Source organism: Dactylosporangium sp. McL0621 (genome assembly GCF_049995355.1).
Taxonomy (GTDB): Bacteria; Actinomycetota; Actinomycetes; order Mycobacteriales; family Micromonosporaceae; genus Dactylosporangium.
The window spans coordinates 5,395,584-5,409,501 of record NZ_CP188259.1 but is presented as its reverse complement, the minus strand read 5'-3'; the positions used below and the strand labels follow the sequence as shown (position 1 = coordinate 5,409,501).

Here is a 13,918-nt window from a genome sequence, read left to right as displayed (position 1 = left end):
CACCGGACCAGGGCACAACCAGGCCACCAGAAGACCAGGTCGCCAGCGTCTCGGACTCGGCCGGCGTCAAGAGCGGCACCTGCGACAGACGACGACCAGCGTCGTCCGCCACCGCGGCCAGCACCTGCTGGAAGTGGCCGATCAACCGCACAACCCGCGCATCGTCGAACAACGCCGTGCTGTACTGCACCGCACCAACCAGCCCAGACCCGGACTCGCGCAGAACAAGCGAAAGGTCGAACCGCACCGCCATCGGCGCAGGCTCGGTCACGCCCTCGATTGCGGCTCGCTCGCCATCCCCGGCGACGTAGTTGAACAGCACCTGGAACAGCGGCGTCCGGGAGCGGTCCCGGTCGACCTCGAGCTCGTCGACGAGCTGCTCGAACGGCACGTCCTGGTTCGCGTACGCGGCGAGAGTCTCGTTCCGCACCCGGCCCAGCAGCTCGGCGAACGTCGGGTCACCGGACAGGTCCGTACGGAGTACCAGCGTGTTGACGAAGAAGCCGATCAGGCCCTCGATCTCGGCCCGGTTCCGGTTCGCGATCGGTGTGCCGACGACGATGTCATCCTGGCCGGTGTACCGCCCTAGGAGCAGGGAGAAGGCGCCGAAAACCGTCATGAACATTGAGGCGGCGGCGGTACGCGAGGCTGCTCGCAGGCCCGCGACGACCTCGTCGGGCACGGCGAACCGCACGACCGCGCCCGCGCTGGAGCGCTGGGCCGGCCGCGGGCGGTCGGCGGGGAGTTCGAGCACGGGGGCGCCGGCCAGCCGCTCGCGCCAGTAGCCGAGCTGCTGGTCGAGGACCGTGCCGGTGAGCCAGGCGCGCTGCCAGACGGCGAAGTCCGCGTACTGCACCGGCAGCGGCGCCAGCTCATTCCCGGCGTACAACGCCTCGAGCTCCCGCCGCAGTACGCCCTCAGACCACTCGTCCCCCACGACGTGGTGCATGGTCAGCGCCAGGACGTGCTCGTCCGCCGCGAGCCGCAGCAGCGCCGCCCTCAGCAGCGGCCCGGTGGCCAGGTCGAACGGCACCGCCGCCTGGGCATCGATCCACGTCCGTGCGGCGCTGTGCGGATGGTCCGCATCCGAAAGGTCCACGACCCGCACGTCGAACGGCACGGGCGGGTCGATCACCTGGTACGGCACCCCGTCCGCGTCGGCGACGAGCCGTGTCCGCAGTACCTCATGCCGTGCAACCAGGGCCGTGAGTGCTGCAGCCACCGCGTCCGCCGACACGTCCCCGGCGAGCCGGATACGCGCCGGCGTGTTGTACTCCACCGAGTCCGGGTCGAACTGTGCGAGGAACCAGAGCCGCTGCTGTGCGAACGACAGCGGCAACGCACGGTCCCGTCCGACCGGCACGATCGCCGGCGCCGACGAACCCGGCGCGGCGGCCTCGATCGCCGCGGCCAGCCCGGCCACCGTCGGCGCATCGAACAACGCCGCGACCGGCACTTCGACGCCGAACAGGCCCCGAATGCGTGACACCACCCGGGTGGCGAGCAGCGAGTGCCCACCGAGCGCGAAGAAGTCGTCGAACAATCCCACGCGCGGCGCATCCAACAACTCGCCCCAGACACCGGCGAGAACCTCTTCCGCGGGCGTGCGAGGCACGACATAGTCCCCGGTCATCGCCGGCGCTTCCGGCGCCGGCAGAGCTTTCCGGTCGACCTTCCCGTTCGCGTTCAACGGCAGCGAGGTCATCTCCACAAAGACGGCCGGCACCATGTAGTCCGGCAGCCGCTCCCGCAACCCATCAACCGAGCACTCGCCCACCACGTAGGCAACCAGCCGCGCCCCATCGGCCACCACCACGGCCGCCGACACACCGGCCTGATCACGGATCGCGGCCTCGACCTCGCCGAGCTCGATCCGGAACCCGCGCACCTTCACCTGGAAATCCGCACGGCCCAGGAACTCCGGCCGACCATCAGACCGCCACCGCGCCAGGTCGCCGGTCCGATACAACCGTGTACCGTCCCGGTCCGCGACAAACCGCTCAGCCGTCAGCTCCGGACGACCCAGATAGCCACGGGCCACACCAGCACCGCCGATGTACAACTCACCGACCACACCAGCCGGAACTTCACGCAACGACGCGTCCAACACATACCAACGCGTCCCCGCGATCGGCGAACCCAACGTGACCGGCGCACCCGCGGTGACCTCGTCGACCGCGGACCACACAGTCGTCTCCGTCGGGCCGTACATGTTCCACACCGTCCCAGCCCGCTGCACCAACGCAGCCGCCAAACCCAAAGGCAGCGCCTCACCACCACACAACACCCGCAACCCCGGCGAACCCGCCCAGCCGTCCTCGACCAGCATCTGCCAGGTGGCCGGGGTCGCCTGCATCACCGACACACCATGCTCGCCGATCAGCTCAGCCAGCCTGTGCGGTGCACGGACCTCGTCCCGGTCCGCCACTACCACCCGTGCACCCCGGATCAGGGGCAGCCACAGCTCCAAACCCGCGATGTCGAACCCGAACGTCGTCACCGCCAGCAATACGTCATCCACAGAGAGGCCGGGACGCACGGCCATCGCATCCAGGAATGACGCCAGGTTGCCGTGCGAAACCGTGACACCCTTCGGCCGACCCGTCGACCCCGAGGTATAGATCACGTAAGCGGCCTGCGACGGAACAACCGGACGCGGAACGGCATCTACCAGCTCGACATCGCCGAGCGGACTATCCAGCACGACCTCGGCCCCGCTGTCGGCGAGGATGTACGACAGGCGTTCCGCCGGCAGCTCCGGATCCAGCGGCAAATATGTGCCACCGGCTTGCCACACCGCGAGCGCGGCCACCGCAAAGTCGGAGCCGCGGTCCAACCGCAGACCGACAATCGACTCAGGACCCACACCCTGGGCCGCCAGCCGTGCGGCCAGACCAGCCGCACGGCGCCACAATTCCCGGTAGCTCAGCGACTGCACGGCCACCGCATCCGGTGTGACCGCCGCACGGGCCGCGACCAGTTCGTGCACGGCACCGGACCAGGGCACAACCGGGCCACCAGAAGACCAGGTCGCCAGCGTCTCGGACTCGGCCGGCGTCAGCAGCGGCACCTGCGACAGGCGAACGCCCGCATCCGCGGCCACCGCCGCAAGCACCTGCCGGAGATGGTCGATGAGCCGGACGATCCGGGCCTCGTCGAAGAGCACGGTGCTGTACTGCACGGCGCCCACCAGCCCGGACGCCGTCTCGCGCAGCACGAGGGACAGGTCGTACTTCACGGGGAGTACGCGCGATCCCGTGTCGGCCATGGACCGCTCGTCGCCGTCGACCGTGGCGTAGTTGAACAGCACCTGGAACAGCGGCGTCCGGGAGCGGTCCCGGTCGACGCCGAGCTCGTCGACCAGCCGCTCGAACGGCACGTCCTGGTGCGCGTACGCGGCGAGGGCCTCGGCGCGGGCGCGTTCGAGCAGCTCGGCGAAGGTGGGGTCGCCGGAGAGGTCGGTTCGCAGGACGAGCGTGTTGAGGAAGTACCCGATGAGGCCTTCGATTTCGGAGCGGTTCCGGTTGGCGACCGGTGTGCCGACGACGATGTCCTCCTGGCCGGTGTACCTCCCCAGGAGGAGGGCGAACGCGGCCAGGGTGGTCATGAACATGGATGCGTCGCCGCCGCGGGTCAGCGCACGGAGGCCGGCGAACGTGTCGTCCGGGATCGCGAACCGCATGATGGCGCCGGCGCTGGAACGGTGGGCCGGGCGGGGGTGGTCGGTCGGCAGCTCGAGGGTGGGCGCGCCGTCGAGGCGGCGGCGCCAGTACGTCAGTTGCTCGTCGAGGACGTCGCCGGTGAGCCAGGCCCGCTGCCAGGCGGCGAAGTCCGCGTACTGCACGGGCAGCGGGGCCAGCTCGGCGCCGGCGTAGAGCGCCTCGAGCTCCCGGCGCAGGATCCCGGCGGACCAGTCGTCGCTGACGGCGTGGTGCATGGCGAGCATCAGCGTGTGCTCGGCGGGCCCGAGCCGCACGAGGGCGCCCCGCAGGAGCGGACCGGTCGCGAGGTCGAACGGCACGGCCGCGTACTGTGCCATCCACTCGCCGGCCGCGGCGGCCGGGTCGGGCTCGCCGGACAGGTCGACGAGCGGCAGTTCGGTCGGGAGCGGCGGGTCGATGACCTGCCGCGGTACCCCGTCGGCGTCGGCCACGAGCCGGGTCCGCAGTACCTCGTGCCGTGCCCGGAGCGCATCGAGCGCCGCGGCCAGGGCGGCGATGTCGACGCCGCCGAGCCGCATCCGGGCGGCGATGTTGTACTCGACGGAGTCGGGTTCGAGCTGCGCGAGGAACCACAACCGCTGCTGGGCGAACGACAACGGCAACGGCTGCCCCCGATCGGCCACCCCGATCGCGTTCGCGACTGCGGGCTGGGCCGCCTCGATGAACGCCGACAACCCCGCCACCGTCGGATTGTCGAACAGCACCGCCACCGGCACCTCAACCCCGAACAGACCGCGCACCCGCGACAACACCTGCGTCGCCAGCAGCGAATGCCCACCCAACGTGAAGAACGAGTCGAACACGCCGACCCGGTCCACCCCCAGCACGTCAACCCAAACCTGGGCCACACCGTGCTGCACGGCACCCGCCGGCGCCACGAACTCCACCCCGGACGCAGCGGCGGCCGCGGCCCCGTCCACCGCAGGCAACGCCGCCCGGTCCACCTTCCCGTTCCGAGTCACGGGCAGCTCGAGCAGCTCAACAAACACCCCGGGCACCATGTACTCCGGCAGCCGCTGCCCGGCCCACGCCCGCAACACCTCAACCGCCGGCACACCCACCGCAACATCGGCCGGGACGACGTACGCCACCAGCCGCTGCTCATCCGCAACCACCACCACATCACCGACGCTGGGATGCGACCGGATCGCGGCCTCAACCTCACCCGGTTCAATCCGGAACCCACGCACCTTCACCTGTGCATCAGCACGGCCCACAAACTCCAGACGCCCATCCGCCTGCCACCGCACCACATCACCGGTCCGATACCACCGCTCACCGTCCGGCCCGGCCACAAACCGCTCCGCCGTCAACTCCGGCCGCCCCCGATACCCCCGGGCAAGACCGGGACCACCGACAAGCAGCTCACCGGCCACCCCGACCGGCACCCGGTTCAGGAACCGATCCACCACCAGGAGCCGCGACCCGCCGAACGGCACACCAATCGACGGCCCACCATCAACATCGACCGACGCCACCACCGTCACCTCAGTCGGCCCATACGCATTCAACAACCGCCGACTCGACGACCACAACCCCGCCAACTGCCCATCCAGACGCTCACCACCACTAATCAACACCCCCAACCCCGGCATCCCAGCCGGATCCAGCAACGCCAGCAACGACGGCGGCAACAACGCCACCTCCACCCCAGCCCCGTCAACCAACCCCGCCAACCGCCCCGGATCCGCACGGTCCGCCTCGGCCGCGATCACCAAACGCCCACCAAACCCGAGCGCGAGACACACATCCCACACCGAAGCGTCAAACCCGAACGACGCAAACAACAACACAGCCAGCGGCGGTACCGCCCCACCGAACACCGCCCGCTGCCCCGCCAACAGACACACCAACCCGCGATGCGTAATCTGCACACCCTTCGGCCGACCCGTCGACCCCGACGTGAACAACACATACGCCACCTGATCCGGGACCCGGCCCACCGCCGGCGGCGTCACAGGCTGCCCCGACAGCAACACCTGCGTCACCGCGTCATCCAGCACCACCGTGCGGACCTGCCCGACCGGCAAATCCCCCACCGTGTCATCGGAACCGACCAACACCTGCACACCACCATCGGCCAGCATCACCGCCAGCCGCTCCACCGGATGCTCCGGATCCAACGGCACATACGCCCCACCCGCCTGCCACACCGCCAGCACCGCCACCACAAACTCCACCCCGCGCGGCAAACACACCCCCACCACAACCTCGGTCCCGACACCCAACGCCCGCAGGAAATGCGCCAGCCGGTTCACCCGCTCCCACAACACCGCATACGTCACAACCTCATCACCGAACCGGACCGCCTCCGCATCCGGCGTCCGCACCACCCAGCCCGCCACCAGATCCGGCAACAACTCCACCCGCGCAAGATCCGCCGAACTCTCCGCCCACTGCGCCACCGCCAACCGCTCCGCACCCGTCAGGAGCCCAACAGTCGACAACCGAATGTCCGAGTCCTGCACGACCGCCGACGCCAGCTCGGCGAAGTGACCGGCGAGACGCTGCATCCGCTCACGGTCGAAAACGGCCGTGCTGTACTCGATCGAGCCAACCAGGACCGTGCCGGTGTCACGGAGTGAGAACGAGAGGTCGAACTTGACCTGGGCCGAGCGGTACTCGTGACCGGCGAGGTCGGGCGTGTCGCCCGGGTCGCGGCTGCCGTCGGCGGCGAAGTAGTTGAACAGCACCTGGAACAACGGTGTGCGCGAACGGTCACGCTCGACGCCGAGCTCGTCGACGAGCTGCTCGAACGGCACGTCCTGGTGCGCGTACGCGGCCAGGGTCTCGGCCCGCACCCGGGCCAGCAGGTCGCCGAAGGTGGGGTCGCCGGCGAGATCGGTCCGGAGGACCAGGGTGTTGACGAAGTAGCCGATGAGGCCCTCGACCTCGGCCCGGTTGCGGTTCGCGATCGGTGTGCCGAGCACGACGTCATCCTGGCCTGAGTACCGCCCGAGGATGACGGCGAACGCGGCGAGCGTCGTCATGAACATCGACGCGCCGGCCGCCTGTGACAGTGCACGGAGGCCGGCGGCGGCGTCGGGCGGGATGATGAAGCTCAGCGCCGCCCCGTCGCTGGTGCGGTGGGCGGGCCGCGGCCGGTCGAGCGGGAGCTCCAGCATCGGCGCGCCGGCGAGGCGTTCCCGCCAGTAGCGCAGCTGTGCGTCGAGCACGGCGCCGGTGAGCCACGCACGCTGCCACACGGCGAAGTCCGCATACTGCACGGGCAAGGGCAAAAGCGCGGCTTCTGTACCGTTACGGCAGGCGTCGTACAACGCCTGCAGCTCGCGGTGCAGCACACCGGTCGACCACTCGTCGCTCACGACATGGTGCTTGGCGATCGCGAGCACGTGCTCGTCGGGCCAGATCCGCAGCAGCGTGGCCCGGAACAGCGGCCCGGTGGCCATGTCGAACCGCACGCGCCGATCGGCCGCGAGCCAGTCGTCCGCGGCGGCCACCGGGTCGAGCTCGCCGGAGAGGTCCACGAACGGCAGGTCGAACGGCGCCGGCGGGTCGATCACCTGGCGCGGCACCCCGTCCGAGTCCGCGACGAGCCGCGTGCGCAGCACCTCGTGCCGTGCGACCAGCCGCCCGAGCGCGTCACGCAGCGCCTCACGGTCCTGCGCACCGGTGAGGTGCACGGCGACCGGCGTGTGGTACTCGGTGGACTCGGGCTCCATCTGGGCGAGAAACCACAGCCGCTGCTGCGCGAACGACAACGGCAACGGCAGGTCCCGCCCAACCGGCACCACCGGCGGCGCAACCTCACCCGGCGTGGCCGCCTCGACCGCGAGCGTCAGCCCGGCGATCGTAGGCGTGTCGAACAACGCGGCAACGGGCAGCTCGACGTCGAACACGGCCCGGACCCGGGACACCACCTGCGTCGCGAGCAGCGAGTGCCCACCAAGCTCAAAAAAGTTGTCGTGTACCCCGACCCGCTCAACCCCAAGAATCTGCGCCCAAATCCCAGCCAACAGCTCCTCAGCCGGACTCCGCGGCGCCACGAACGCACCCTCAAGTTCCGGCCGGCTCTGATCCGGCGCAGGCAGGGCACCCCGGTCCAGCTTCCCGTTCGCGGTCAACGGGATGGCGGTGAGTTCGACGAACACGGCCGGCACCATGTGCTCCGGCAACCGCCCAGCGAGGAACGCCCGCAGCTCGGCGACGGACGGCATCCCGGCGTCCGCGTCAGCCACCAGATACCCGACCAGCCGCTGCTCCTCGGCGACCACAACCGCGGCGGTCACAGCGGGATGCGCGAGCAGCGCCGTCTGGACCTCGCCGGGCTCGATCCGATACCCACGAACCTTCACCTGATCGTCGGCACGGCCAAGGAACGCAACCAGCCCGTCCGTGCGACGCACGACAACATCGCCAGTCCGATACAGCCGCAACCCGCCGGGTGCGGCCACGAACCGTTCGGCGGTCAGCTCCGGCCGGCCCCGATACCCACGGGCCAACCCCGCACCACCCACGTACAGCTCACCGCGCACACCGACCGGCACGGGCCGCAACGACCGGTCCAGCACGTGCAGGCGGATGTTCGGCAGGGGTGCACCGATCGGCACGACCGTGCCGTGCAGCACGTCATCCGTGAGCCGCACGGTCGCCACACCAACGGTGGTCTCAGTCGGCCCATAATGATTCGCCACACGGAAATCGGCGCGCACCAGCTCACGAGCCACCTCAAGGGGGGTCGCCTCACCACCGAGGATGAGTGCCCGCACAGGACGGACCCTGGACACCCCGAGACCGGTCAGGTGGGACGGCACAATCTTCACGTAGTCGATCGCGTGCGACGTCAGATAGGCGTCGACCAGCTCCGGGTCGGTGACGATGGCCGGGTCCACGAAGTGCAGACATCCACCGGTCGTCAGCGCCGTGAACAGCATCGTGTTCCCGAAGTCGGTGGTCGGCGGTTGCAACAACGCATAGGACCGGCCCGGCTCACCGATGCCCAGCCGCGACGGCACACCGGTGACGTAGTTGAGCAGGCCGCGGTGCGTTACCTGCACGGCCTTGGGACGGCCGGTGGAGCCGGAGGTGAACATCACGTACGCGACCCGGTCCAGATGTGACACGACTGTGCGCAGCACGGTGTCGGGCATGGCCTGCAACAGCGGGTCGTCCAGCAGCACGGTCCGCAACCGGCCGACCGGGAGGTCACCGAGCACGTCCGCCGTGCCGACCAGGACCGACACACCCGCCTCAGCCAGCATGAACGCCGAACGCGGTGCTGGCTGGGAACCGTCCAACGTGACGTACGCACCGCCGGCCGACCACACGGCCAGGACCGAGACGACAAAGTCCGGGCCCGAATCAGTGGCCAGACCGACCACCGACTCCGGGCCCACACCCACCGAACGCAGCAAATGGGCCAGGCGATTCGCACGGCTCACGACCTCGGCGAACGACAGCGACTCGCCGGCCGACACCACCGCGGTCGCAGCCGACGCCCGGACCAACTCGTGGACACCCGACACAGGGGGCAGATCGGCGGCCGTGTCGTTCCAGTTGCTCTGCTCGGCCGTGTCCAGGTGCACCTCGGACAGCCGGACGTCCGCGGCCCGCGCCACCGTGGCCAGCAGCTGCTGGAAGTGGCCGATCAGGCGGCGGATCGTCGACTCGTCGAACAGTCTGGTCGCGTACTGGACGGCGCCGGTCAGGCCCGACCCGTGCTCGGACAGGATCAGGCGCAGGTCGAACTTGGCCTGGGCCTCGCGTACCTCGTCCGTGGTGGTGGTGTCGGCGTCGCCGGACGTGAAGTAGTTGAACAGGACCTGGAACAGGGGCGACCGGGAGCGGTCCCGGTCCGTGACCAGCTCGTCCACCAGGCGTTCGAAGGGTACGTCCTGGTGGGCGAACGCTTCCAGCGCCGTGTGCCGCACACGGGCGAGTAGTTCTGTGAACGTCGGGTCGCCCGAGAGGTCCGTGCGGAGGACCAGGGTGTTCACGAAGTAGCCGATCAGGCCCTCGATCTCGGCCCGGTTCCGGTTCGCGATCGGCGTGCCGACGACGATGTCGTCCTGGTTGCAGTACCGGTTCAGGAGCACGGTGTACGCGCTGAACAAGGTCATGAACATCGACGCGCCGGCGCCGCGGGACACGGTGCGCAGGGCGTCGGTGATTTCGGGTGGTACGGCGAACTCGATCACGGCGCCGTCGGAGGTGCGGACCGGGGGGCGGGGGTGGTCGGTGGGCAGGTCCAGGACCGGGGCACCGGCGAGGCGGTGGCGCCAGAAGTCCAGCTGCGACTCCAGGACCTCGCCGGCGAGCCAACTGCGCTGCCAGACGGCGAAGTCCGCGTACTGCACGGGCAGCGGCGGCAGGTCCGGCTCCGCGCCGTTGCGGCGGGCCTCGTAGAGCGCCTCGAGCTCGCGGCGGACGACCGTGACGGACCATTCGTCGCTGACGACGTGGTGCTTGGCGATGGCGAGGATGTGGTCGTCGTCGGCGAGGCGCAGCAGGGCCGTGCGGAACAGCGGGCCGGTCGACAGGTTGAACGGCCGGCGCCGGTCGGCCTGGAGCCACTCGTGGGCGGACTCGGCCGGGTTCGGCTCGCCGGACAGGTCGACGATCGGCAGGTCGATCGGCGCCGCGGGGTCGATCATCTGCTGTGGTGTGCCGTCGGGGCCGGCCACGAGCCGTGTGCGTAGTACTTCGTGCCGGGCCACCAGCCGGCCCAGGGCGTCGCGCAGCGCGTCGACGTCCTGGGGGCCGTCGAGGCGGATGGTCATCGGCGTGTTGTACTCGGTCGAGGCCGGATCGAGCTGGGCCAGGAACCACAGCCGCTGCTGCGCGAACGACAGCGGCAGCGGCTCGTCCCGGCCCACGGGCACGATCGGCGGGGCCGTGACGCCGCCCGCCGACGCCGCGTCGACCGCGAGCGTCAGCCCGGCGATCGTAGGCGTGTCGAACAACGCGGCAACGGGCAGCTCGACGTCGAACACGGCCCGGACCCGGGACACCACCTGCGTCGCGAGCAGCGAGTGCCCACCAAGCTCAAAAAAGTTGTCGTGTACCCCGACCCGCTCAACCCCAAGAATCTGCGCCCAAATCCCAGCCAACAGCTCCTCAGCCGGACTCCGCGGCGCCACGAACGCACCCTCAAGTTCCGGCCGGCTCTGATCCGGCGCAGGCAGGGCGCCCCGGTCCAGCTTCCCGTTCGCGGTGAGCGGGATGGCGGTAAGTTCGACGAACACGGCCGGCACCATGTGCTCCGGCAACCGCCCAGCGAGGAACGCCCGCAGCTCGGCGACCAACGGCATCCCACCGTCCGCGACGAGATAGCCGATCAGCCGCTGTTCATCAGCCACGACCACCGCGGCCGTCACAGCCGGATGCATGAGCAGCGCCGCCTGCACCTCACCGGGCTCGATCCGATACCCACGGACCTTCACCTGATCGTCCGCACGGCCAAGGAACGCAATCAGCCCGTCGGGACGACGCACCACGACATCCCCGGTCCGATACAGCCGCAACCCGCCGGGTGCGGCCACGAACCGTTCGGCGGTCAGCTCCGGCCGGCCCCGATACCCGCGGGCCAGGCCCGCACCACCCACATACAACTCACCCCGCACACCGACCGGCACGGGCCGCAACGACCGGTCCAAAACGTGCAGATGAGTGTTCGGCAGGGGTGCACCGATCGGCATGACCGTGCCGTGCAACACCTCATCCGTGAGCCGCACGGTCGCCACACCAACCGTCGTCTCAGTCGGCCCATAATGATTCGCCACACCGAAATCGGCGCGCACCAGCTCACGAGCCACCTCAAGCGGCGTCGCCTCACCACCGAGGACCAGCGCACGAACCGGACGGACCCGGGACACACCCAGACCGGTCAGGTGCGACGGGACGATCTTCACGTAGTCGATCGCGTGGTCGGTCAGGTAGGCGTCGACCAGGTCGGGGTCGGTGACGATCGCCGGGTCCACGAAATGCAGACACCCACCCGTCGTCAGCGCCGTGAACAGCATCGTGTTCCCGAAGTCGGTGGTCGGCGGTTGCAACAACGCATAGGACCGGCCCGGCTCACCGATGCCCAGCCGCGACGGCACACCGGTGACGTAGTTGAGCAGGCCGCGGTGCGTTACCTGCACGGCCTTGGGACGGCCGGTGGAGCCGGAGGTGAACATCACGTACGCGACCCGGTCCAGATGTGACACGACTGTGCGCAGCACGGTGTCGGGCATGGCCTGCAACAGCGGGTCGTCCAGCAGCACGGTCCGCAACCGGCCGACCGGGAGGTCACCGAGCACGTCCGCCGTGCCGACCAGGACCGACACACCCGCCTCAGCCAGCATGAACGCCGAACGCGGTGCTGGCTGGGAACCGTCCAACGTGACGTACGCACCGCCGGCCGACCACACGGCCAGGACCGAGACGACAAAGTCCGGGCCCGAATCAGTGGCCAGACCGACCACCGACTCCGGGCCCACACCCACCGAACGCAGCAAATGGGCCAGGCGATTCGCACGGCTCACGACCTCGGCGAACGACAGCGACTCGCCGCCCGAGACCACCGCGGTCGCAGCCGACGCCCGGACCAACTCGTGGACACCCGACACAGGGGGCAGATCGGCCGCCGTGTCGTTCCAGTCTCCAAGCCGTGCGGTGTCCAGGTCCACCTCGGACAGCCGCACGTCCGCGTCCCGGGCGGCCGCCGACAAGAGCTGCTGGAAGTGCCCGATCAGGCGGCGGATCGTCGACTCGTCGAACAGTCTGGTCGCGTAGTGCACGGCACCGGTCAGGCCCTGGCCCCGCTCGGCGATGATCAGCCGCAGGTCGAACTTGGCCAGGGCCTGCTCCGGCGCCATGTCGTCCGTGAGCTCGGCGCCGCCCGTGTCCTTGCCCGTGAAGTAGTTGAACAGGACCTGGAACAGCGGCGTCCGGGAGCGGTCCCGGTCCGTGACCAGCTCGTCCACCAGCCGTTCGAACGGCACGTCCTGATGCGCGAACGCCTCCAGCGCCGTGTTGCGCACACGGGTCAGCAACTCCGCGAACGTAGGATCGTCGGACAGATCCGTGCGCAACACCAGCGTGTTCACGAAATAGCCGATCAGGCCCTCGACCTCGGCCCGGTTCCGGTTCGCGATCGGCGTGCCCACCACGACGTCGTCCTGGCCGCAGTACCGGGCGAGCAACGTGACGTACACACTGAACAGGCTCATGAACATGGACACACCCGACTCGCGCGACTGTGCGCGCAGCGCCTCGGCCACCTCCGCCGGGATCGCAAACTCGATCAGCGCACCGTCGGAGGAGCGCACCGGCGGGCGCGGGCGGTCCGTCGGCAAATCCAGCACAGGCGCGCCCGACAGCCGGCCCCGCCAGTAGTCCAGCTGCGAGTCCAGCACCGCGCCCGTGAGCCAGGTGCGCTGCCAGGCGGCGAAGTCGGCGTACTGGATCGGCAGCGGGGGCAGGTCCTCGCCGGCGTACAGCGCGGCCAGCTCCCGCCGCAGGATGCCGGCCGACCACTCGTCGCTTACCGCGTGGTGCTTGGCGATCGCCAGGATCTGCTCGTCGGGGCCGGTGCGCACGAGGGTGGCGCGGAAGAGCGGGCCGGTGGCCAGGTCGAAGGGGGCGCGGCCGTCGGCGGCGAGCCAGGCCTCGGCGGCCGCGGCGGGGTCCGGCTCGCCGGACAGGTCGACGATCGGCAGGTCGAACGGGGCGGGCGGGTCGACGACCTGGTGCGGGGTGCCGTCGTCGGCGGTGACGAGCCGGGTGCGCAGCACCTCGTGGCGTTCGACCAGCGCGCCCAGGGCACGTCGCAGTGTGTCCACGGCCAGGTCGCCGCCGAACGGCAGCCGCATCGGGACGTTGTACTCCAGCGAGCCGGGCTGCAGCCGGTCCAGGAACCACAGGCGCTGTTGAGCGAAGGAGAGCGGCAGCGGCCGATCGCGGTCGACGGCGGTGATCGGCCGGGAAGCGCCGGCGTCGCGCTCGCGGAGGGCGGCGATGAGCTCGTCGCGATGCGCGCGGACCAGCCGGCGCACCTCGTCGGTCATGGCGTGCCCGGCGGCGACCGCGCGGAGCTGTCCGTCGGCGAGGTACAGTCTCACACCCCGGCCGCTGAGCTCGTTGAGCAGTTCGAATGCGGAGGCTGTCATCGCGTCGCACCGTCCTCGTCGATCGGCCGGCCCGTCGACCGGCGGTACACCCGGCGGAATGCCAGACAGAGCAGGAACCGC

General features: G+C 70.0%; 1 protein-coding gene (running past one end of the window). It reads right to left on the bottom strand.

Annotation, left to right across the window (positions count from 1 at the left end):
- A protein-coding gene (locus ACPPVO_RS25905) for a non-ribosomal peptide synthase/polyketide synthase (RefSeq protein ID WP_426513739.1) crosses the window boundary here: on the bottom strand, positions 1-13,837 show its 5' portion. Its footprint begins 26,528 nt before the window's first position; only the first 13,837 of its 40,365 coding nucleotides appear in the window; it begins with the start codon at positions 13,835-13,837; its stop codon lies beyond the left edge, outside the window.
- Positions 13,838-13,918: the final 81 nt, after the last annotated feature.